This is a genomic window from Streptomyces sp. NPDC019890 (assembly GCF_044903445.1).
Taxonomy (GTDB): domain Bacteria; phylum Actinomycetota; class Actinomycetes; order Streptomycetales; family Streptomycetaceae; genus Streptomyces.
In genome coordinates this window covers 216,439-239,113 of record NZ_JBJDQK010000001.1, presented here as the reverse complement: position 1 = coordinate 239,113, position 22,675 = coordinate 216,439, and the positions used below count along the sequence as shown (strand labels likewise).

General features: G+C 67.1%; 19 protein-coding genes and 1 pseudogene. 13 read left to right on the top strand and 7 right to left on the bottom strand.

The window, feature by feature from the left end; all coding sequences use genetic code 11:
• The first annotated feature begins 25 nt into the window (after positions 1–25).
• The 5 genes from ACI2LP_RS01005 (at position 26) to ACI2LP_RS00985 (ending at position 5,686) form a co-directional block, all read left to right on the top strand.
• On the top strand, positions 26–1,516 hold the full coding sequence (locus tag ACI2LP_RS01005) for an HAD-IA family hydrolase (protein WP_404722411.1): 1,491 nt from the start codon (positions 26–28) through the stop codon (positions 1,514–1,516).
• A 17-nt stretch (positions 1,517–1,533) separates the two neighbouring features.
• Entirely contained in the window at positions 1,534–3,666 is a 2,133-nt protein-coding gene (locus ACI2LP_RS01000) for an AAA family ATPase (RefSeq protein WP_404722410.1), read from the top strand.
• A 189-nt stretch (positions 3,667–3,855) separates the two neighbouring features.
• Positions 3,856–4,086 (top strand): hypothetical protein, encoded by a 231-nt coding sequence (locus ACI2LP_RS00995; protein WP_404722409.1) that lies wholly within the window; start codon positions 3,856–3,858, stop codon positions 4,084–4,086.
• Positions 4,087–4,167: 81 nt separating this feature from the next.
• A complete protein-coding gene (locus tag ACI2LP_RS00990) occupies positions 4,168–4,767 on the top strand; it encodes an isochorismatase family protein (RefSeq protein ID WP_404722408.1) in 600 nt (199 codons plus the stop codon).
• A gap of 10 nt (positions 4,768–4,777) precedes the next feature.
• The gene (locus ACI2LP_RS00985; protein ID WP_404722407.1) at positions 4,778–5,686 is read left to right on the top strand and encodes a GlxA family transcriptional regulator; all 909 of its coding nucleotides are present in this window, start codon (positions 4,778–4,780) and stop codon (positions 5,684–5,686) included.
• Between the two features lie 809 nt (positions 5,687–6,495).
• On the opposite strand, the gene ACI2LP_RS00980 is transcribed toward ACI2LP_RS00985, so the two are convergent.
• Positions 6,496–7,110: a gamma carbonic anhydrase family protein gene (locus tag ACI2LP_RS00980; protein WP_404722406.1), complete on the bottom strand. Its 615-nt coding sequence runs from the start codon at positions 7,108–7,110 to the stop codon at positions 6,496–6,498.
• A 51-nt stretch (positions 7,111–7,161) separates the two neighbouring features.
• Positions 7,162–7,449: a hypothetical protein gene (locus ACI2LP_RS00975; RefSeq protein WP_404722405.1), complete on the bottom strand. Its 288-nt coding sequence runs from the start codon at positions 7,447–7,449 to the stop codon at positions 7,162–7,164.
• A gap of 104 nt (positions 7,450–7,553) precedes the next feature.
• Between ACI2LP_RS00975 and ACI2LP_RS00970 the strand changes: the two genes are divergently transcribed.
• Entirely contained in the window at positions 7,554–8,339 is a 786-nt protein-coding gene (locus tag ACI2LP_RS00970; RefSeq protein ID WP_404722404.1) for an aminoglycoside adenylyltransferase domain-containing protein, read from the top strand.
• Between the two features lie 121 nt (positions 8,340–8,460).
• On the opposite strand, the pseudogene ACI2LP_RS00965 reads toward ACI2LP_RS00970, so the two are convergent.
• A pseudogene (locus ACI2LP_RS00965) lies at positions 8,461–8,704 on the bottom strand (transposase); the annotation flags it as partial.
• 620 nt (positions 8,705–9,324) lie between these two features.
• Between ACI2LP_RS00965 and ACI2LP_RS00960 the strand changes: the two are divergent.
• Entirely contained in the window at positions 9,325–9,921 is a 597-nt protein-coding gene (locus ACI2LP_RS00960) for a DUF1349 domain-containing protein (RefSeq protein ID WP_404722403.1), read from the top strand.
• Between the two features lie 93 nt (positions 9,922–10,014).
• On the opposite strand, the gene ACI2LP_RS00955 is transcribed toward ACI2LP_RS00960, so the two are convergent.
• The 3 genes from ACI2LP_RS00955 to ACI2LP_RS00945 form a co-directional block, all read right to left on the bottom strand.
• Positions 10,015–10,833: an alpha/beta fold hydrolase gene (locus ACI2LP_RS00955; protein WP_404722402.1), complete on the bottom strand. Its 819-nt coding sequence runs from the start codon at positions 10,831–10,833 to the stop codon at positions 10,015–10,017.
• Positions 10,834–11,257: 424 nt separating this feature from the next.
• Positions 11,258–11,713: a GNAT family N-acetyltransferase gene (locus ACI2LP_RS00950; protein WP_404722401.1), complete on the bottom strand. Its 456-nt coding sequence runs from the start codon at positions 11,711–11,713 to the stop codon at positions 11,258–11,260.
• A gap of 377 nt (positions 11,714–12,090) precedes the next feature.
• Entirely contained in the window at positions 12,091–12,597 is a 507-nt protein-coding gene (locus tag ACI2LP_RS00945) for a PadR family transcriptional regulator (RefSeq protein ID WP_404722400.1), read from the bottom strand.
• A 1,001-nt stretch (positions 12,598–13,598) separates the two neighbouring features.
• Between ACI2LP_RS00945 and ACI2LP_RS00940 the strand changes: the two genes are divergently transcribed.
• The 6 genes from ACI2LP_RS00940 (at position 13,599) to ACI2LP_RS00915 (ending at position 20,232) form a co-directional block, all read left to right on the top strand.
• Entirely contained in the window at positions 13,599–15,341 is a 1,743-nt protein-coding gene (locus ACI2LP_RS00940) for an alpha-amylase family glycosyl hydrolase (protein ID WP_404722399.1), read from the top strand.
• A gap of 98 nt (positions 15,342–15,439) precedes the next feature.
• Complete coding sequence (locus ACI2LP_RS00935) at positions 15,440–16,768, top strand: ABC transporter substrate-binding protein (protein ID WP_404722398.1); 1,329 nt, start codon at positions 15,440–15,442, stop codon at positions 16,766–16,768.
• Between the two features lie 10 nt (positions 16,769–16,778).
• Entirely contained in the window at positions 16,779–18,149 is a 1,371-nt protein-coding gene (locus ACI2LP_RS00930; RefSeq protein ID WP_404722397.1) for an ABC transporter permease subunit, read from the top strand.
• 92 nt (positions 18,150–18,241) lie between these two features.
• Positions 18,242–19,069, top strand: coding sequence for a carbohydrate ABC transporter permease (locus ACI2LP_RS00925; protein ID WP_404723028.1), 828 nt, complete (start codon positions 18,242–18,244; stop codon positions 19,067–19,069).
• A gap of 232 nt (positions 19,070–19,301) precedes the next feature.
• Positions 19,302–19,838: a hypothetical protein gene (locus tag ACI2LP_RS00920; protein ID WP_404722396.1), complete on the top strand. Its 537-nt coding sequence runs from the start codon at positions 19,302–19,304 to the stop codon at positions 19,836–19,838.
• A 46-nt stretch (positions 19,839–19,884) separates the two neighbouring features.
• Positions 19,885–20,232 carry a hypothetical protein gene (locus tag ACI2LP_RS00915; protein WP_404722395.1) on the top strand — a complete coding sequence of 116 codons (348 nt, stop codon included), beginning with the start codon at positions 19,885–19,887 and terminating at the stop codon, positions 20,230–20,232.
• Between the two features lie 249 nt (positions 20,233–20,481).
• On the opposite strand, the gene ACI2LP_RS00910 is transcribed toward ACI2LP_RS00915, so the two are convergent.
• Positions 20,482–22,329 carry a WD40 repeat domain-containing protein gene (locus ACI2LP_RS00910; RefSeq protein ID WP_404722394.1) on the bottom strand — a complete coding sequence of 616 codons (1,848 nt, stop codon included), beginning with the start codon at positions 22,327–22,329 and terminating at the stop codon, positions 20,482–20,484.
• Positions 22,330–22,675: the final 346 nt, after the last annotated feature.

Below are 22,675 nucleotides of genomic sequence, written 5' to 3'. Positions count from 1 at the left end.
CGTTCGGTGCCCTAACATGACTGATATGGCGTCATCTCCAGGCGGTCGCGCGATCGACGGTGTCATCTTCGACTGGTCCGGCGTATTGGCCGATGAAATCGACGCCGTGGCGCAGGCCCACGCGAGTACGATCGCCGCCATGGGAGGCCGCCCGCTTACCGCCGAGCAATGGAAATCACGCATCTCCGACGACTGGCGGCAGTTGTACCGGGAGCAGGGAATCCCGACCCGCGCCATGCGCGGAGCCCCCGACGTCTTCGCCGCGTACTTCGAGAAATACCTCCCCCGCGTCCGCCCGTTCGAGGGAGCTGCTGAGGCGCTGCGCGACGCGAGGAACGCCGGCCTGAAGGTCGCCATCCTCAGCAACCAGATCGAATCCTGCCTCCGCGCTTGCATCCGCCACTTCGGATGGGAGCGGTACTTCGACCTCGTTGTCGCCGCCCGGGGAGCCAAGGCCCCCAAGTCGGACCCCGAGGCCCTGTGGACGATCTTGCGCGACCTCCGCCTGGAGCCCGGGCGCACCGTGCTGGTCGAGGACATGACGCAGGGGATCACCCTGGGGAACGCCGTCGGCCTGGTGACGGTGGGGAAGCCGTCCGTCCTGGAACAGGATCTCTCCTCCGCGGACTTCGTGGTCGACGACATCAGAGACGTGCTCAAGTTGGTCAATGGCGCCGCCCCCGGCCGACGGCCTGGTACCGGCGTGAGCCGCGAGTACCGGGAGGTCTACGAGCGCCGTGAGCGCGACAAGTCGGCGGGCCGGATAGCCAGGCTCCCGGACTGGTACCACTCGGAGAACCTCTCCTTCGTCCGCTATGTGCACCGAGCGGTCGCCGCCCCGTCACTGGCACTCGCCGTCGATGTCGGCTGCGGGAGCTCCTTCCACGCGGAGGGCATAACTCGGCTGTTCCGCTGTCCAGTGGTGCGTATCGACCTGACACAGGCGGCCCTGAGACGGAGGTCCGCGCTGTCCGGCACAACCTCCGGCCCGGTGTCGATCCAGGCGGAAGCGGCGCGGCTGCCCCTGAGCGACGCGTCCAGCGACCTCACTTTCTGCGCCGAACTCCTGGAGCACGTACCTGACCCGGACTCCGTGTTCGGCGAACTGTCGCGGATCACTCGCCCTGGGGGACTGCTGGTGCTAACCGTGCCCAACAGTGTTGAGGGCACCTGGCCGCCGTTCCGCGGCATCCAGCGCAAGAGCTTCTCGGCCGGGCACATCCGCGAGTACACCCTGGACTCCCTGATCGAGGCTGCCGAGCGTACCGGCTTCCACACCGTCTTGGCCGGCAGCCGCTGGTTCCTGGTCTATTGGCTCGCCTTCGGCATAGAACGCAATCGCCTTGCGGCCCCCGCCGCCCGCGCAATGCTGCGCCCGCGCCGACTCTCACGGCTGACCGGCCGGATCCTGGAGGAGCTGATGCTTCTGGAGACGAGCAAGCTGGGGCTTCGCAGCCGCCGAGGGATAGGCATCTTCCTCATCGCCAGGAAGGAGACTCATCCGGTCCACGTGTGACACGACGGGGGGAAATCATGTCGCCGGAAGTCGCCTTACCCGTGATCGTCGGTGTTCTGGGCTTCCTATATTTGATCCTCTTTGGGCAGCGCTCACTGGGGGAATGGGCCGCGGAGAGGCGCCGGCGCCGCAGTGAGCGGTCGGAGCGGGAAGAGGCGTCGGAGAAACAGGTCGAGAATCTGCCGTCGCCGGACTACGCGGGGCTCATCGGCCGTGATGAGGAAATGGACCGGGTCATCTCCATCCTCCGGCCCTATCCCCATTCCCAGCACGCCCTGGTGGCCTTGGACGGCATCGGGGGGAGCGGCAAGTCCGCCCTCGCACTGGAGGTCGCGAGGTACTACGTGATGAATCATCTCAAGCTCGACCGGAGCGAGAGGTTCGACGCCATCATCTGGGTTTCCGCGAAGGAGAACCTGCTCACGGCGCGAGGGGCCCAGAACCGCCCCTGGCGGCACCGGACGCTCGACGACATCTTCGAGACAATCGCGATCTGTCTGGGCCGCGAGGACATCACGCGCGCACCGGCGGACCACCGCGTCGAACTCGTCCGGGCTGCCCTCAAACGCCAGCGGACGCTGCTCGTGGTAGACAATCTCGAAGCGATCGACGACATGAGCGTGGAGTCCTTCCTCAGGGAGTTGCCCGCGCCTGCCAAGGCGATCGTCACCACGCGCTACCGCATCGACGTGGCCGTCTCCGTGAGCCTCGGCAACCTCCCGGCGGGAGAGTCCCGGAGCCTGTTGCGGCAGCTCGCGTCGCAGTCTGTCGACGTGGGCGGCGACGCCGACAGGGACATCGACCGCCTGGTCGGCCTGACCGGCGGACTCCCCCTTGCCATCGTCTGGTCCGCCGCCCGCATGCGGCTGGGCATGACACTCGACGAAGTCGTCGAGGACCTGTCCTCCGGCCGCGACGACCTGACCCGCTACTCGTTCAGCGGCATCTGGGAGCGGATCGCGACCCGACCCGGCCGCGTCGAGGTCATGCGGGCCGTCGCTGCCCTCCCTGCCCCGGTCACCCTCGGACTGGCCGCCGGAGCGTCGGGCATCGCTGATGTGGAAGCCGTCCGCGCCGCTCTCCACGACCTCGTCCATCTCTCCCTGCTGCAACGCCAGAACGGCACCTGGGACATACACCCGCTGGTGCGTCGGCACGTGACGCAGACCGACGCGGGCGAGCGCGATGCCATCCTCCGGCGCGCGATCCGGTACCAGATACAGCACCTGGGCGGGCTGATCGGGGACGAGCGGACCCAGCATGTGCAGGCCACGCAGTACGCTTCGATCGACCCGGACCGGCCCAACATTCTCCACCTGATCGGATGGGGTGCCCAGGAGGGCGCCCACGAGGACGTGAGAAGCCTGGTCGGCGGGCTCGGGTACTACCTGCACGCGCGCGGCCTCTGGACGGACGCGGTGTGGGCGTGGGAGACGGGCTCCACCTCGGCAGAGGAATGCGGCGACGACGTGTCGCAGGCCCGGTTCCTTACCTATCTCGGCTACATGGCCTTCTTCATGGGACGGCTGACCCGCGCCGCCTACTACCGCCACCAGGCCGAACGCCTCGTCGACCCGGACCGCCCCTCTTACCAGCTGGGCAGTCTGCTGCGCCTGTCCAGCTACCTGACCCGCGAGTCCGGCGACATCGAGGAGGCGCTTCAACTCTTCGGCCGGGGCCTGGAGATCATGAGAACCTGCGAGAACGTCCACGGCATCTGCCGGCTTCTGAACGACACTGCGGAGACCCTAGCCCTCTCCGGCCGCCCCCTGGAGGCTGAGACCCTCGCCCAAGAAGCCCTGTCGAGCGCCGACGCGGCGGGCGAGGTGATCGAGAAGGTCCGCGCCGTTTGCGTCCTCGCCAACATCGCCCTGGCCGCCGAAGACCTCGACGTAGCCCGCGCCTACGCAGCCGAGAGCCGCGACCAGGCGCTGGAATGCGGCTGGTGGGAGGATGCGGGCAAGGCCCTCCACGCCCTCGCCCGCATCGAGGCGGCCGCCAGGAATCACGCGCGGGCGCGAAGCCTCGCTGCCGAGGCCGAGGCGTACTTCGACCGCGTCGGAAGCGAACGAGGCATCAGCGAATGCCGTGCGCTCCTGGCTGCCCTCCCCAGCGGAGCCCGCCGCCGTATCCCGCGCACCGGCTACTGACGCTGACGGAAGCGCGTCTCGTCGCCTCCGCAGGTGTCGTCGCGTTGTCGCGGACCAAGAGGCTCACCCGTCTTCTGCGACAGCTGGGCTGGTAGGACGCAGCCATAGGCGGTACCGCCAGACAAGGACGTACCGCAGCACACCTCAACGGCCCGGTACAAGGGCGACTGGACCCTGAGCCGCACGGGCATGTCGGCGGACGGCACCACGCCGCTGTCCGGCAGCCGCGCGGTCAAGACGTGGACGGACGCGCTGGGCCGCACCTCGCTGGTCCAGCACTTCACGGCCACCGATCTCACGACGAAGACCGACACCTCGTACACCTACGACCCGCGCGGTGACTCGACCAGTGGGAGGGCACAGGCAGCTGCCTACCGATCAAGCAGTTCCTCGCCCCTGCTTGGTTGCTCAACCGCCTGACCTACTGTTGACCGGATCGGTCCGCTGCGGGACCCGATGCGGCCTGTCGCCGCCCCGCCCGCGCGGCTCAGGATTGGGGACATGACCCGAGCACTGATCGTCATCGATGTCCAGGAGTCCTTCCGCGCCCGTCCGCTGTGGGAAACCACCTCCGACCTGAAGATCGCCGGCCAGGTGAGCCGCCTGGTCCGGCTCTCCCGTCAGGCCGGGGACCTGGTGGTGTGGATACTGCACTCCGAGCCCGGCAGCGGCGATGTCTTCGACCCGGCCCTCGGCCATGTCCGGCTGATGGAGGAGCTGGAGCGAGCGGATGGGGAGCCACTGATCCACAAGACCTCGCACAACGCCTTCACCACCACCAACCTGCAGCAACTGCTCACCGAGCGCGGTATCCGCGAGCTCACTGTCTGCGGCATCCGCACCGAGCAGTGCGTGGAGACCACCACCCGCGTCGCCAGCGACCTCGGCTACCAGGTCACCTTTGTCATCGACGCGACCGCGACCAATCCCATCCCGCACCGCGACGCTCCCGCCGACCAGAGCGTCGCCGAGCTGCTGGCCGACCCCCGCACACTGCCTGCCGAAGAGGTCATCCGGCGCACCGAGTACGCCCTCGCCGGACGCTTCGCCACCATCGCGACGGTCGACCAGCTGGAGGCCGCAGCAGAACTTCAGGCATGATGACCGAATCGTGAGCCACATCGTCTTCTTCCTGGTGCCCGGAGTCCACTTGCTGGACCTGGCCGGCCCCGCGCAGGTCTTCTCCACGGCCGCCGACTTCGGGCACCCCTACACGCTCGCCTACGTCGCCGAGCAGCCACAGGTCTCCACCGCGCAGGGGCTGCCGCTGGTGGCCGGGCTCGACTGGCCCGAGCTCGAGCCCGAGGATCTGATCGTGGTGCCCGGCTGGCGGACAGTGACCCTGGCCGACGACCCCGCCATCGGCGCTGCCTCCCTACAGGTCCTCCGGGACCACCACGCCAGGGGCGGGACGGTGGCCAGCGTCTGCGCCGGAGCCGAGGCGCTCGGCCAGGCCGGCCTGCTCGACGGCCGCCACTGCACCACCCACCACGACGTGCAGGACGAGCTGGCTCTGCGCCACCCCAGGGCAGTGGTCGTTCGCGACGTCCTGTTCACCACCGACGACCGGGTGATCACCTCGGCCGGCATCGCCAGCGGCATCGATCTGGCCCTGCACCTGGTCGCCACCCGGCACGGCCCGGCCGTCGCAGCCCAGGTGGCCCGGGACATGGTCGTCTACGCTCGCCGCAACGGCCACGAGCCACAGTCCAGCGCGATGCTCCGGCACCGGTCCCACCTCGACGACACCGTGCACCGCGCCCAAGACCTCATCGACGCCCGCTTCGACCAACCGCTCCCCCTGCCCACCCTGGCCTCGGCCGTCGGCGTGAGCGAACGCACCCTCACCCGCCTCTTCAGCCGCGCCACCGGGCTCACGCCACTGCGCTACCAGCAGACCCTCCGCCTCGAACGCGCCCAGCACTTCATCAGCCACGGCGCGACGATCGACGCCGCCGCCCGCTCAGTCGGTTTCGAGGACCCACGCATGCTGCGCCGCCTCCGCGCCCGCACGGCCTGACTGCGTCAGACAACCGAACGCCCCTGGCCAGTGCAACTGACTCCAGTGCCTACCTACTGGTGGAGCCAGGGCGGCACATCCCCGCGGGTGGGGCCGACCCGGCCGGGTCGGCGGTGAGCTCGCCGAACGTAGGAACATCCCCGCGGGTGCAACAGCCGCCTACCCGGGACCCGTTGGAACCGCCGCGACCCGCAGCTGCCCGCACTGCGACCAGCCGGTCACCACCAGGACAGCCCCCTGCTGCAACTTCTCCACGGGACGACCCTCCTCCAACGCGAGCCCAAGCATGGACAGAGGAGTGCCAAGCTCCCGATCAACAGCTTCGGGCAGGGCATCGAAGTACGCCATGTCCTCGGTGATTACCAGTTCCGTCAGGCTCCAGACCGCCTCCCGAAACCGTTCCTCGGCCCGTAGCACTTGACCTCCCACCCATGCACCATCATGGCCGCCAGACCACTCAATCATGTCCTCAGTTATTGACACATGGCTTGGGGCTGCAGAGCTCGCTGCCATGAGAAACGAGGTCTGAGTAGTTCTACTCAACTGTGCTCGGGGGCAGGGGAGGGAATGTGTCAGCCCTAGCGATGGCTGGCGCGGCTCCCCGCGGCGCATGCTGGGGCGGACAGGCGCAGGATCAGACAGGAGTGAGGCAAGCGAGATGGACTGGCTCGTCCCCTCGTCCGCCCTGCCTGTGGCAGCAGGTAGCAACGTCACAACCGTCCGGAGCCCTGGCCGTCCCAAAGTCCACCAGACACTTCCATCGGGACGAGACCCTCTTTCGGGCAGGACGGGTCGACGAGGACGGGGATTCAGATCGGGCGGTCGTTGCGGTGGCGGCCGAGAGCGCGGCCGAACCGTTCCGAGATGGCCGCCATGAGGCTCTCACCCTTGGCAGGCCTCTTCAGACCGAAAACATAGCCAGGGAAGTCCAGCTCCTTCTGCACTGCCCAAATCGCTTCGTGCTCCTGGGGCGGGAGCACCTGCGCCGGGTCACCGACGGCTACCCAGCCAATCGGAACCATCCCATCCGCTGGAAGCACCGTGCGTAGGTGCACGATTCCGTTGATCCGCACCTCTGCACGTGCGCCGATCCGGGCACCATTGAAGACCCGGCTGCCGGTAGCCAGGAATACCCCGTCCTCCACCGAACAGCCGGTCAGATACGAGCCAGGACCCACCAGAACCTCCCGCCCCAGCCGCAGCGGATCGCGGCGTGTCCCGCGCAAGACTGCGTTCTCCATCACGATGCAGCCGTCACCGAGCTCCACGGGCCCCCCTTCCGCGGTCAGCACTGCGCCGAACAGCACCCGGCATCCAGCACCTACGCGCACGTCGCCGGACAGAGTCGCGGTCGGCGCGACGTAGGCCGATGGGTGCACAGTCGGCGAAGCACCCTCATGGTTAATGAGCATGCCCAGGATCATGCAGCACCCAAAGGCTCCCCCTCAGACTTTTCCACTGGTCGAGACGACAGCTCAATGCACTTCGCGGGGCCGTGGGAAAGCGAAGTGAAGGGGGAGGGGTGGAGGTGCTGGCCGGGTCGTAGGTGCGAAACCGGCCTCGTGGCAGGCGCGCAGCCGCAGCTCGGCGTTGGCGCGCTCGACGCAGATCCGGGCCGAGGACTGGCGGCGCCGCTGGACGAGGCAGGCGTACTTCTCGCCGCCGCAGGCGTCGGAATTCGGCTTGGGCGGCGGGACGGTGACCTGGTTGGGGAACTCCATGGCCAGCACCAGATACCTGGAGTCGACCTGGACTTTTGACATGGGGCGGAGGCGGAAAGGTTCGGCGATACCCTCCCTGCTGACCGCCGTTTGATCGTGCATCCGCCCTGGGCGGATGCACCCGGACAACAGCAACGGAGGACATGATGGAGGATACGACCGCAGGGCAGGGCCGGCTGCCCCCCGAACTGGAGCCATACCTGGCCGAGTTGGGTCGCCGGACGGAGGCCGTCTGCGGAAAGGACCTGGTAACCGTAGCCGCGGTCGGATCCGTCGCGCTGGGTGACTACCGTCACGGACGCAGCGACGTCGACGTCCTCGTTGTAGTGGGCGAGGAAACACCTGAGCTTTCCCTGCGGAAGCTGGCCGCCGCGCTGCGCCACCCGCATCTACCGTGCCCGGCGGCAGGGCTGGAACTGGTGGTGTATTCGGCGGAGTTCGTCGCCGCCTCTTCGCAAGACGCCGGATACCTCCTGGACCTGAACACCGGTTCCCTGCTACCGGAGAAGACGAGCTTCGACGTCTCGGACTCGTCGGCATTCTGGTACGTCATCGACCGCTCGATCGCCCACCAGTCGGGACTGCCTCTGCTGGGGCGGCATCCTCGAGACGTCATCGCTCCCGGCTCACGGCAGGACCTGCTCGCCGCGGTGAGGTCATCGGTGCGCGAACACACCGCGGGCATCGGCCATCTGCCGGACAACCGTGTCCTGAACGGCTGTCGGTCGCTGATGTACTCCCGTACGGGACGCTGGATGCCGAAGACAGCCGCGGCGGAACAGGTCCTGCCCTCCGCCGGCGCCTTCGCCGGGCTCATCACGGCCGCGCTGCACAGTTTCGCCCTGCCCAGGCAATCGGCCGCCGATCTGCGCACAGCCGATGTGCAGGCGTTCATGCTCTGGGTCTTGCGGGAGGTGGAGGCAACGACCTGAGGGCTGAGGGACGGGGACGTCCCCGGCTGGACATCCTCGCTCTACCCCTGACGCCTGGAGTTAGAAGCTGTGCCTCTTCGACGACGCGGACTCCGCGGCCCCCCCACGTTGTTTCTCAGAGCGGGAAATCGTGAGGGAGGTAGCGCGCGGGGACCCCGGTCCTGGGGACGTACAAGATCGCTTCTACGCCGCGCCGCGCCGCGGCGAGGCGCGGGTCGTGGTCGGGGGCGGCCGATGCCGGGGCCTGTTCCCCTGTGGTCGGTCCGCCAGGCGGTCAGCGTGGGTTGTATTAACTCCCAGTGGGCATCTGACAGATCACTCGGACAGGGCCGGCCGGTGGGAAGGAATGTGTCAGCTGTAGCGATGGCCGGCACGGCTCCCCGCGGCGCATGCTGGGGCGGACAGGCGCAGGATCAGACAGGAGTGAGGCAAGCGAGATGGACTGGCTCGTCCCCTCGTCCGCCCCGCCTGTGGCAGCAGGTAGCAACGTCACAACCGTCCGGAGCCCTGGCCGTCCCAAAGTCCACCAGACACCTCCATCGGGACGAGACTCGGGCAGGACGGGTCGACGAGGACGGGAACTCGGATCGGGCGGTCGTTGCGGTGGCGGCCGAGAGCGCGGCCGAACCGTTCCGAGATGGCCGCCATGAGGCTCTCACCCTTCGCAGTCATCTTCAGACCGAAAACATAGCCAGAGAAACGGGCTATGGCCTGGACATGGCCACCGCGCCCCCTCACAAGCAAGCGGCGGACGCGGACTCACACCCGCCGAGCCGAACCAAGCATGAGCGTGGGCGGATGTGGGTCGGCGAAGCAGGCAGAAGAGGCCGAGTGAGTAGGGAGATGAGTAGTTCTGCCGTCGCTGGTCAGGGGCAGGCTGTCGAGACTCAAGGAAGCTTCGAGGCGCTGCCAGCTGATGCGGGCGTCCCACTGCGCTGTGTCGGGCAGACGAAGGCATCCCCAGATACCAGAAAGAGGGATAGTTGTGGGCTCCAGCGGGATCACACCCTGGGACGAGGCTGTGTGGCTCAACCGCCCGCCTGCGGTGGAACGGGACGGTGATGACCTGGTGGTGACTACCGCGGGCGGCAGCGACTTCTGGCGCCGCACCAGCTACGGATTCATCCGTGACGACGGGCACGCCCTGCTCGCCGGCTTTCCGGAGGGCACCGCGGTCGAAGTGACCTTCGAATCTGACCTCCCTGACCTGTACGACCAGGCAGGAGTGATGGTCCGCGTGGACGAGCGGACCTGGGTGAAGGCGGGCGTCGAAGCGACGGACGGTACCCCGCATCTGGGGGCCGTGGTCACCCACGACACCTCGGACTGGTCGCTGGCCCCTGTCCCGGAGTGGGCCGGCAAGCCTGTCACTGTGCGCGCCAGCCGCTCCGGCGGCGCGCTGACCATTCGCGCCCGCAGCGGCGATGGCCCCTGGCGGATGGTCCGCCTCGCGCATCTTTCGTCGGCCGCGACCGCTACTGCGGGGCCGTTCTGCTGCTCACCTCAGCGTGAGGGCCTGCAGGTGCGTTTCACCGGCTTCACGTTTGGGCCGGCCGACATCGGCCTGCACGAAGGCCCGTAAGAGTCCCCGCAGATTGGTGCGTTGTCCGGGAGCAGACCCTTGGAATGCGGCGGCAGCAGACCGCCCGGTCGGCAGGAGCCTTCGCTGCCGGGTTCACCTCGTGAGGGCGCGCAGCAGAGGGCGCAGGGCCTCAGCCAGCACGGCCGGATGCGTGAGGTTGGGCGCATGCCCGCCCGGGAGCTCTGCGAGCTCTGTGTGCATCTGGGCGGCGAGCCATTGCGACTCTTCATACCCGTGGTGGTACGCCGCTGTGGGCGCGCGGTTCTCGGCGCCAGCTGCAACGATGCGCGGAACCTGCACGCCGGCAAGCTCGTCAGGTGTGGGCAAGTACTCAATGAAGGCGCCGAGTTCCAAACCGAAGAACACCTCTCCATTGGACATCAGCCGCTCACGCACCTCTGGTTCGACGGCCGCAAGGCCGTCGTCGCCCCAGGCCCAGCGGACCAGGGCCTCCATCGCACCCATCAGGCCGCTACGCGCCATGCCCTCCTCGAAGAGGAGACTCAACTGCCTGCCCACCGCATCGGGGTCGGAGCTGACCGAGACGAACGGTGGTTCATGGATAATCGCTCCGCGTACCACCTCGGGGTGGCGCAGCACGAGGTTGGTCAGGATGACTCCTCCACCGCTCGCACCGAACACAACGGCCGGCGCGAGATCGAGCCCGCGCAGCAACCCTGCGGCGTCATCGGCCTGCTCATCGAGGGAGGTCGAGATCCAGTTCTCAGGGCGCGGACTGCGTGAGTTGCCGCGACGGTCGTATGACACCATCGTGAACTCGTCCGCGAGCTCTTCGGCCATCCGGGTCCAGAGCTCGGCGTCGCCCGTGATTCCGGAGATGCACAGCACCGGGGGGCCGTGACCACGCTGCTCGTAGTAGAGCGTGGCACCGCCCACGTCGATGGTGCTCAAAACGGCCGCCTTCCCGATTCGGCTCAGCCTTCGCAGGGGATTCTGCCTTGCGTGCGGTCACCTTGCGGACCTGCCGAGCCTGTAAACGCCGCAACCGCCTCCCACGGGTGGGCATTCGGCGTACGTTGACGGAGGGCCCCGTGTACCGGACGTGTCGCAGGCGCCTCAGGCAGGGTCCGAGTAACTGGCCTTCAATGGATCTACCGCGCCCCTCACGCCACTGACTGGGGGCTGTTCGGCTGCCCGGCCACGCTACTGGGCCTCAGAGGCCGTTGCCATGTTCCTCGACGGCAACCCGGCCAAGGCAGTCGCCAGGCTCCGGCGACAAGAGCCTCACATCCGGCTTCGGAGCCCAGGCCCCGGACCGACCAGGCTGAGGACCCCCTCTCCTACGAGTTCGTCGAGACTTGTGGATCGAGATCAGTCAGAGCTTTCTTGTCATGAATGCACTGTTCGGGTCGGGCTGGTAGTCCGCGAACGGCTTGCAGTCGATGAACCCGAACTTCTCGTACAGCTTCCTGGCGGGCAGGAAGAACTCGGCCGTGCCGGTCTCCAGACTCAGCCTCGTGAAACCCATCCGCTTGGCCTCGGTGATGATGTGCTCCAGCAGCAGGGACGCGACCCCGCTCCGCTTGCGCGCCGCCATGGTGCGCATCGACTTCAGTTCCGCGTGGCCCGCGTCCAGCCCCTTGATCGCACCGCAGCCCACCAGCAGGTCACCGTCCCGCACCGACCAGAACGTGATCTCGGGCCTGCGGAGGGCATCGAGATCGAGCGCGTGCTTGCTCTCCGGAGGCGAGATGGACCGCATCTGCTGGACATGCTCGTCGAGGAACCCGGCGATCTCAGGTCCGGAGAGGTCGTCTATCGCGATCTTCATTCCTGCTCGTCCTTCTTCGGGCCACGGGGTGCCTCTGGTGCTGTATCGCGTTCCTCAGGCGGCGTGGGGCTGGGGCTGGTCTTTGGGGCGTTCGACGAGTTTGCCATGCACGAACGGCGCACCCGCGTGATGCCGGGCGACCTACTGGACTCGGGTACCTGCGGCAACGGCGGGTGTCTGGCGGAGCTGTGGCGCGTATTTCCGGAATAGGCCTTGAGTGATCCGGCCTTTTCGAACCGGCTCCTGTCATCGCCGATCTCGGCCAGAATCCGGGCCTCGCTCATGAGTAATAGGGGGAAGTCATCCCGGAACCGGAGGCCTGTGGCTCCCTTACGGGGCCACGAAAAAGGTAATGGGAGGCAGCACATCCCGGTGGCTCATTCGAGTTCCTCTTGACAGCGCTCGAGCCAATCCAGGTCAGCCTGCAGGTGCAACGCCGCTCCCTCGATCAGCAATTGCGCGGCGCGATTGTCCCGATCCTCCGCGGCGGCGAGCCGCGACAGTCCGCGCACTAAGTTGAGGTAGTGGCGGCGCTGCTTGTTGATGAGTGCCGCACGGTCGGTCACGCCGGCTGCCGGGGCGAGTACGAGCTTCATGAAGAACTCATCGCGCACTCGAGGACCGTCGGTTGGCTCCGCGAACCACTCGACGACAGCTTCACGGCCAGCCTCGGTGATCTCGTAGACCCGCTTGTTCGGGCGGCTGGACTGGCTGACATTCTGACCCTGAATCAGCCCGTTGTGCTCCAGTCGACTCAGGGTGACATATATCTGGCCGATGTTGGGCTGAGGATACGCCGCGCCGAAGGTTTGCTCGAGGCTCTGCTTGAGCTCGTAACCGTGCGCGGGCTCCTTTGCGAGCAGCGCAAGTAGCGCCAGGCGCACGGTGCCCCGCCTCCTCCCTGCGTGCCTGCACATCACAGGGCTGTCGGTCCGGCCCCCGATCGGGCCCCCAAGATGCCCTCGTCATCAATGGTCTCGTCTCCCTCGCTCTGCATGCGAGGCATACATAACAGAAAGGTTAACGTTCCCGTCCCGCAAAGGCGATGCGCCGGGGGGAACTGGTGCCGTCGGCGGACCGCGGACCGCGGGTCGGAGTGCGCCGGGGGCGTACCGCTGCCACGGCCGACTGTGCGGACTCCGACAGTACCGGTCCCGGGGCCCCTGGTTAGGTGCACATGTTCGACATCAGCTGCGGCAACCTGCGTCAAGAGGAAGGAGACGCTGGTCGGCCGCAGGTCAGGAGGGGCAAGGCCCGTCATCATCAGTGCCGACGATCTGATCCTGGACCCTGTCCCAGCGAATACCTCGCCGTCCTGCAGAGCCTCCATCCGGCCGTCTTGATTCTGGCGTCGGCGTTGTCGATCTGCCGGGGCGGCCGGCTCGCACGGATCCGCCGCAGCGGTCCCGGCCGGTGGAGGGGCTCGTACCTCGGTCCAAGCGTCCACCAAGGGGAACGTCGAAGACGATCGGCCGGATCTCCGTCACGTGCCGGTGCCGGTGCCGTGAGTGCCGGGCCGGCGGGTCGACCCAAGGCGGCGTGCCGACGGTGGTCCCTTGCAGGTCAGCGCCCTGCCCGCCTGGACGCATCCGCTTGAGTTACGCCCCGTAACGCCACCGACACATCCCTGTCATGCAGGTGCAGTCACCGCCGATCTCGCGGACGTCTCCGCAACCGCGGGAAACAAGCTGTTCTCGCCGTTGACACCAGACCGACGGTTATACATAACATGTAGCTACTCCGCAGAGCTGACACACGAGCTGACAGCCACATCGGAGTGCTCCCTAACGCACCTCCTCGCGCGCCTAGGCGGCGACGCAGGACGTTGTTCGAACAGGCGATCTGTTTCATGCACAGCTACACGACAGTTCAGGATGGGGACGGGATGATCGACGCACCGGTTGGCGACGACCCGCCGAGAGGTACAGCGCGGATCGCCCAGGTTCCCGGGCCGCGGCCCTCCAATGAGCGCCAGGCGGCAACCCCCTCGCCGCACCCCTGGTGGCGCGACGCAGTGATCTACCAGGTCTACGTTCGCAGCTTCCTGGACAGTACAGGCGACGGAATCGGCGACCTCGCCGGCGTCAGTGCCGGACTTCCCTATCTGAAGCGGCTGGGCGTCGACGGAATCTGGATCAGTCCCTTCTACCCCTCACCGCAGCAGGACCACGGCTACGACGTCGCCGACTACTGCGACGTCGACCCCGTCTACGGAGACCTCGCGTGCTTCGACCGCCTGGTGAGTGACGCGCACAGGCTCGGGCTGAAGACCCTGGTCGACATCGTCCCCAACCATTGTTCCAGCGAGCACCCCTGGTTCCGACAGGCACTCGCCGAGGAACCCGGCGGTGCCTTCCGCTCGCGGTTCCACTTCAAGCAAGGACGCGGCGAGCACGGCGAACTGCCTCCCAACAACTGGCGGGCGATGTTCGGCGGACCGGCGTGGACCAGAGTCATCGAACCGGACGGAACTCCGGGGGAGTGGTACCTGCACCTGTTCACACCGGAACAGCCCGACCTCAACTGGCGCGATCCCGCAGTGGAGAAGCACTTCGAGACGGTGCTGCGCTTCTGGTTGGACCGCGGCATCGACGGATTCCGAATAGACGTCGCGGCCGGCCTCTTCAAACACCCCGACCTGCCGGATTCGCCCGACCCTGAGGCCGACGAGCGCACCCGCGACTCGGTCAACCCGCTGGCCTGGAACCAGCCCGAGGTGCACGGCGTGTGGCGCAGATGGCGGGCAATCTGCGAGGAGTACACCGCGATCGACGGCCGCGACCGTCTCCTGGTCGGCGAAGTGTCGGTGTCAACCCCCGCCGAACAGGCCACCTACGTCCGTCCCGACGAGCTTCACCAGGCCTTCTTCTTCCACCTGCTGACCGCCCCCTGGAACGCGAACACCTTCCAGCGGGTCATCGCCGAGGCACTGCGCGACATCGCCGGCACCGGTTCGACGATCACCTGGGTGCTCAACAACCACGATCAGGTCAGGGCCGTCACCCGATACGCCGCGCCCACGCCTACGGACGACGCCGCACTGCCCGACCCGGGCGGCGCCCGTGCCCGCGCCGCAGCGCTGCTCATGCTGGCCCTTCCCGGCGCCGCCTACGTCTACCAGGGCGAGGAGCTCGGCCTGCCCGAGGTCGTCGACCTGCCGGACGACGTCCTCACCGACCCGATCTTCCGGCGAACGGGCAGCCGCCAGGGGATCCGAGATGGCTGCAGGATCCCGCTTCCCTGGTCCGGTCAGGCCTCCCCCTTCGGCTTCACCGCAGGCGACACCGCGGTTCAGCCGTGGCTCCCTCAGCCGGAATGGTTCGCCAATCACACCACCGAGCGGGCGCTGGCCGACACCGGGTCGTTCTGGCACCTGTACCGCGACGGCCTCCACCTGCGGCGCAGCCTGCCTCAACTCGGCGAGGGTCCGCTGCGTTGGCTCGAGTCTCCTCCGCAGGTTCTCGCCTTCGTACGCGGCGACGGCCTGGTGTGCGCGATCAACTTCGGCGACACCTCTGTACCGGCGCCAGTGGACGGAATCCCCCTGCTGGCCAGCCGGGACTGCCCGCCCGCCACCCTGCCGGGCAACACAGCGGCCTGGTGGATCTGCGACCAGCTCACCGCCTGACGCACAACGGCCGGCCCCGGAAGGGGACCGCCCCCCAACCCCGTCCCTCCCCATCTCCAACCTCCAACCCGTAGGTCTTCCCAGACAGGAGAAACGCAATGAAGCGCACCGTGGGAGCAGGTATCACCACAGCAGCCTTGGTCTTCACCGCAGTCGGCTGCGGCGGCGGCACCGAGGGCGGCTCGTCCTCCGAAAACGGCGGCCAGGAACTCAAGGGCCAGACGGTTTCTGTGGCGGCTGTGTGGACCAACGCCGAGCAGGACAATTTCAAGAAGGTTCTCGACGCCTTCTCTGCCAAGACGGGCGCCAAGGTCGAATTCGTTCCCACCGGTGACAATGTCTCCACCTTCCTGGGCACCAAGATCGAGGGCGGCAGCGCGCCCGACGTCGCCATGCTTCCCCAGGTCGGTGTGTTGCAGCAGTTCGCGGAGAAGGGCTGGCTGGAGCCGCTCTCCCCGAAGGTGAGCACCGCTGTTGACGCCGACTTCGCTTCCGTGTGGAAGAACTACGGCACGGTGGACGGCACCTTCTACGGCCTGTACGTCAAGGCGTCCGACAAGTCGACGGTCTGGTACAGCCCGCAGGCGTTCGCCGACTCGGGGGTGGAGGTCCCCAAGAGCTACGAGGAGATGGTCAAGGCCGCGAAGACCGTCAACGACTCGGGTCTCGGCGGCGGGTTCGCGGTCGCGGGTCAGGACGGATGGACGCTCACGGACTGGTTCGAGAACATCTACCTCTCTCAGGCAGGGGCAGAGAACTACGACAAGCTGGCCAAGCACGAGCTCAAGTGGACCGATCCGACAGTGAAGAAGGCGCTCGCCACCTTCGGGAAGCTGTTCAGCGAGTCCGGCGTGGTCGCGGGCGGTGCCAAGGCAGCGCTGAAGACCGACTTCCCCACCTCGGTGCAGCATGTCTTCGGTGACAAGCCCAAGGCGGGCATGGTCTACGAGGGCGACTTCGTCGGCGGTGTTGTGGCAGGTGACCTGAAGAAGAAGGTCGGCGAGGACGCGAATGTGTTCCCGTTCCCGGCCGTTGCCGGCGGCAAGGCTCCGTTCGTGGGCGGCGGTGACGCCGCCGTGGTCCTCAAGGCCGGCAAGAACCAGAAGGCGGCCATGAAGCTCGTCGAGTACCTGGCCACTGCTGAAGCCGCCAGTGTGTGGGCCAAGGGCGGTGGGTACCTGTCGCCGAACCGCGGTGTGAAGCCGGAGGCCTACCCGGACGACATCACCCGTAAGTTCGCGGCTTCCCTGATCGACGCGGGGGACGGAGTCCGGTTCGACATGTCCGACCAGGCTCCGGCCGCCTTCGGCGGCACCGCTGGCGCCGGCGAATGGAAGATCCTCCAGGACTTCCTGCTCAACCCTGCCGATGTGAACGGCACTGCGAAGAAGCTCGAGTCCGCCGCGGCCGCCGCCTACAAGAGCTGAGGCATCGGGCATGTCAACCAATTCACACAGGGTGCCGTCCGCGCGAGCGGGCGGCACCCGCCGCCCGGCCTCACGGCCGCTCACAGGAAGCGACCGGGCGAAGCGGCGGCACCGCCGTCTCGCCCTGCTCTTTCTCTTCCCCGCATTGCTGCTCCTCGGGGCACTGGTCGTGTACCCCATCGGTTTCTCCGTGGTCCGCAGCTTCTTCGATGCCTCAGGGGACCGCTTCGTGGGTCTCGGCAACTACACCGAGATGCTCAAGGACCCGGCCACACGCGGTGCGCTGAAGAACAACGCCATCTGGGTGCTCGTCGCCCCGGCGCTCGTCACCGGGGTCGGCCTGATTTTGGCGGTGCTCACCGAGAAGCTGAAGTGGGCAGCGGCGTTCAAAATGCTCATCTTCATGCCGATGGCGATCTCCTTCCTGGCAGCCGGCATCACCTTCCGGCTCGTGTACGAGCAGGACCCCGAACGCGGCGTGCTCAATGCGGCGATCGTTACGGTGCATGACGCGTTCGACCCGGCCTCGTCCTACCCAGGAGCCCATCCGCGCGAGGGAAGGGACCTGACGAAGGAGAAGGACGGCTCCTTTGCGACGGCGGCAAGTACCGTGCCCGGAAAGAGCGTGAGGCTCGGCCTGGTGGGCATTCTCCCGAAGGACCTCCCCACTGACGCCAAGCCCGCGCGCGAGGCCGCCACGCGGCCGGACTCGCTCAGCGGAGCTGTCTACCTCGACTTCGCTCCAAAGGGAGGCGGCAAGCCAGGGGTCATCGACCCCGGCGAGAAGGGCTTGCCGGGCGTGACGGTGGAATTGTCACGCGGGGGAGACGTCGTCGGGCACACCACCACAGCGGCTGACGGATCGTTCCAGTTCTCGGGCGTGAGCGACGGGCAGTACTCCGTCCGGCTTCCCGCTGCGAACTTCGCCAAGCCGTTCAACGGGGTCGACTGGCTGGGGCCGAGCCTCATCACCCCGGTGATCATGGCGGCCTACCTCTGGATCTGGGCCGGGTTCGCCATGGTTCTGATCGGCGCCGGCCTGGCAGCCCTGCCCAGGGACGTCATGGAAGCCGCGCGCGTCGACGGCGCGGGCGAATGGCAGATCTTCCGGCGGATCACCGCACCCCTGCTGGCTCCCGTGCTGGGTGTCGTCTTCGTGACCCTGGTGATCAACGTGATGAAGGTGTTCGACCTCGTCTACATCATCGCCCCGGGTCCCGTACAGCAGAACGCCAACGTGCTGGCCCTGCAGATGTGGCTGGTCTCCTTCGGGGGCGGCGGCAACCAGGGGCTGGGAAGCGCCCTCGGTGTACTGCTTCTGCTCCTTGTCGTCCCGGCGATGGCCTTCAATATCCGACGCTTCCGTAGGAGCAAGCCATGACCACCGCACCGGCCGACGAACGGACGGCCATCACCGTGAAGCGCACAGCTCGAACAGCCCCGCCGCCCCGCCGCCGCGCCATCTCCCGCCTGATCAATCGGACCCGGAGCGGGCTGGTTCATGCAGTACTGATCCTCGTGGCGCTGGTGTGGCTGACCCCGACCCTGGGGCTGCTCCTCTCCTCGCTCCGCTCGCGGGAAGACAGCGCCGGTTCCGGTTGGTGGACCGCGCTGACCGACCTGGGACAGCTGAACCTCGACAACTACAGCGCCCTTCTGCAGGACGACGGCATGCTCCAGGCCTCCTGGAACACCGTGCTGATCACCGTTCCGTCCACGTTGATCATTGTGGCGATCGCCTCAATGGCGGGGTACGCATTCGCCTGGCTCGAGTTCCCCGGCCGGGACTGGCTGTTCTTGGTCGTCGTGGGTCTGCTCGTGGTGCCGATCCAGATCGGGCTGATCCCGGTGGCGAAGCTGTTCGGCCTGCTCGGACTGTTCGGCACGGTCCCCGGGGTCGTCCTCTTCCATGTCGCCTACGGTCTGCCGTTCGCCGTGTTCCTGCTGCGCAACTATTTCGCGGAGATACCGCGCGAGATGCTGGAAGCCGCGCGGATGGACGGCTGCGGCGAGTGGTTGATCTTCCGGCGGCTGGTGCTTCCCCTCGGGATGCCGGCGATCGCGTCGCTCAGCATCTTCCAGTTCCTGTGGGTGTGGAACGACATGCTCGTTGCACTCATCTTCGCCGACAGTGGGTCGCAGCCTCTCACGGTGGCGCTCCAGTCCCAGATGCGCCAGTTCGGCAGCAACATCGATGTACTCGCCGCTGGAGCATTCCTCTCTCTGGTGGTCCCACTGATCGTCTTCTTCGGCTTCCAAAGGCACTTCGTACAGGGCGTTATGGCCGGCTCAGTCAAGTGAGCTGTCCCACTGCCCCCACCCCGCCAGGGGCGCTGGCGACAGCGGGCACGCGGGTAAGTCTTCCCGCAACACGGGGACCTCAGTGGTGGGGAACCTGATGAGCCGGGGTTACCGGCTCGCCCCCGGGCCCTGACACGTCGGCGCCGGCATCTCACCGACCTGTCGGACGAGACGTCGGCGCCGGGCGACTTGAAGTTCCCGCAATGACGGGAGACGCAAGGGAGTGACGTTCGTGGACCTCATACAAACAGAAACCCCCTCCGCGTTCCCCGCCCTCTGCCGGGAATGCCGATTCGACACAGCGCTGATTCGTCCTGAAGAAACCGCCGAACTGGTCGCCGTCAACGTCTCAGCGTGGCGTCAATTGCTCACTTCACGCGACCCCGCCCGGCTCAGCCGGCGTCCGATGACAGGCACGAACTCTGCACTGGAACATGCCTGTCATCTCTGGCACGCGAGTCAGGACTTCGACAGGGTCTTGTGGACCGAGCTGCCACATGAGGGAACGGTCGACCAGGACCAGATCCAGGCACCAGGGTTTGATCGTTCCAACGAGCAAGACCCATGGATCGTTGCGAAGGGGCTCGAGGAGGCGACCACCTCCATCACCACGCGGCTTCAGGGACTCAGCAGCAGGCAATGGCAGCACGAAATCCCATGGGGGCCGCGCCTTCACACCATTGAATCTCACGTGAACCAACTGCTGCACCAAATGGTGCATCGTCAGCACCTCGTAATCCTAAGCGTCCTGGATATGGCTGACCGCTGAAGTTGAAGCCCGTTCCGAATACGCACTGTTCAACCTGGCACCGAGCATGCCGCTCCGCAAACGCTGCGGCGCCGCTTGGCGGGCTGCCGTGCTCTTGCACTACGCGGCGTTCCTCACCGACGGCACGGTCTTCGAGATCCATCCCGCCCGTCCAGGCCGCGAGACCGGAGCCTTTCGCCTCGGCCTCGCCATCACCGGCGCCGCCGCGACACCCCCGCTCACACCTGGACGCCACCAACTTACATCGCCGTTCGCGGTCCGCTCCGCGCGCGCCGAGTACGGGCGGATCACTCGTGGCGAAAACCGGCAAGTCACCCCCGCGGAGCTGATTGCTGCCTCATGGGCCCCGGCCGCCCGGGGCAAAGCCGGTTCGCGGGCGGCTCAGGCGCCGTGAGGCGATGCTGCTCGCGCTACCGTCCGTCGGGTGCCGGATCGGTGGATCCGTGTTGTGCCTGGGTCCGGCGCTGGTAGCGACAGTGGCGGGCGACGGCTTCGTGGCGCCGTTGTCATTTCGACTACCTCAGCGCGTGAACAGCACGCTGTTGTTGGGGTGTTGGGCGGGGATGGCTGCTCCCCAAGGGCAGGCCACCAGCACCGACATCACACCGCGCTGTTCTGCTGTTTCGAGGCTCGATATGCCTGCTCAGCAGCCGACTTCCGCGAGACTGCTCAGCATGGCGACCTCGCCACCAAAGCCGACCGTCAGCCGGCCACCCGGCGCCCCTGCCAACGCGTGCACAGGGAACGGGAACACCAACGGTGGTCCGATCTGCTGCCGGGTGGCGAGGTCCCATACCCGTACCGTGCCGTCGGCGTCGGCGTCGGCGCCGGCGCCGGCGCCGGCGCCGACGCTGGCGGTGACGGCGAGGGGGCGTCCGTCTACGACGGTTGTTGCTATGGCGTTCACGTCGCTGGTGTGGCCGGTGAGTGGTTCGCCGATGTGTTGTCTGGTGGTGATGTCCCAGATTCGTACCGTCGTGTCGGCGCTGGCGGTGATGGCGAGGGGGCGTCCGTCTACGACGGTTGTTGCTATGGCGTTCACGTCGCTGGTGTGGCCGGTGAGTGGTTCGCCGATGTGTTGTCTGGCGGTGACATCCCAGATTCGTACCGTCGCGTCAGTGCCGCCGGTGACGGCGAGGGGGCGTCCGTCCACCAATGTTGTTGCCACCGCCCACAGATGGCCGTCGCGGCAAGTAAGGGGTTCACCCAGCTGCTTGCGCGTGGTGAGGTCCCATACACGCATGGTCTTGTCGCTGCTGCAAGTAAGAGCGACGGAGAGGCCGTTCAGTAACACTGTCGACACTGCCCAGACCGGTCCGTCGTGACCAGTGAGCGCCATGCCCACCGGTAGCCCCGTGGCGAGGTTCCATACGCGCATGGTCTTGTCGCTGCTGCAAGTAAGGGCGACGGGCCGGCCGTTCACCATTGTCGTCGCCGCCGCATACACCCAGTCGGTGTGGCCGGGGATGGGGCCGCCGATCTGCTTGTGGCTGTCCAGGTCCCATACCCGCACGGCCCTGTCCGCGCTGGTGGTAACGGCGACGGGGTGGCCGTTCACCACCGTCGTCGCCAAGGCATTTACCCAGTCGGCGTGGTCGAGGGGCTCGCCGATCTGTTGGTGGGTGGTGAGGTCCCACACCCGCACTGTCTTGTCCCCGCCGGCGGTGACGGCGGCGGGGTGGCCGTTCACCACCGTCGTCGCCAAGGCATTTACCCAGTGGGCATGGTCGAGGGGCTCGCCGATCTGCTCGCGGGTGGTCAGGTCCCAGACGCGCACCACTTGGTCCTCGCCGGCGGTGACAGCGACCGGACGTCCCTCCACCACCGCCGTCGCCACCGCACTCACATCTCGGGTATGACCGGTGAGCGGTTTGCCGATCTGCTGTCTGGTGGTGAGGTCCCATACCCGCACCATCTGGTCGTCGCTGGAGCCGATCGCGACTGGGCGTCCGTCCACCACCGCTGTCGCCACCGACCACACTGCGCATTCGTGCCCGATGAGGGGCTGACCGATCTGCTTGCGGGTGGTCAGGTCCCAAACCCGCACCATCCTGTCGCCACCTGTTGTGACAGCGACTGCGCGTCCGTCGACCACGGCTGTAGCCACCGACCACACTGCGCATTCCAGCCCGGGGATTGGGCCACCATCCGGCAGTCCTGTGGTGAGGTCCCATACCCGCACCGTCCCGTCGACGCTGCCGGTGACGGCGACTGGGCGTCCCTCCACCACTGCCGTCGCCACTGACCTTACTGCTTCTTCGGGGCCGGTGAGTGGGTCACCGACCGGCAGTCCTGTGGTGAGGTCCCATACCCGTACCGTCCCGTCGACGCTGCCGATGACAGCGACTGGGTGCCCGTCCACCACCGCCGTGTCCACCATCCACACACAGCCTGTCTGGCCCCGCAGGGTGTCCTGGAACCGGAGACCCAGGAAGGAGCCCGTGGCCCAGTCCACTCCCCACCGCGCAGCCGGTTCCCCCTCTACCGGCACTGCCGTGATCCTCGCCGCAAGGAAGGGGTCGCCGTGCCGTGCAGCATCCAGAGACAGCAACTGCCGACGGGTGCCTGCACCTGCACCACGGTGGAGGTGAGCCGAAGCGCGATACACATGGGCTGCAAGCTTCTCCTGCGCGCTCACGGCACCATCCAGTAGAGCCGCGACTTGCCTCACATTTCCGTTCACCAAGAATGCTGGATCTGTCAACATCCCAACGACCCCTTCATCATCGGCGCATCACGTTTCCGCTCGGGATCAAGCACGTCGACTGTCACTCCTTGATCGGTTTCGCTGCTATGTGGCGGGGGCGCACTGGCTGCTCGAGGGTTGGCCAGCGACC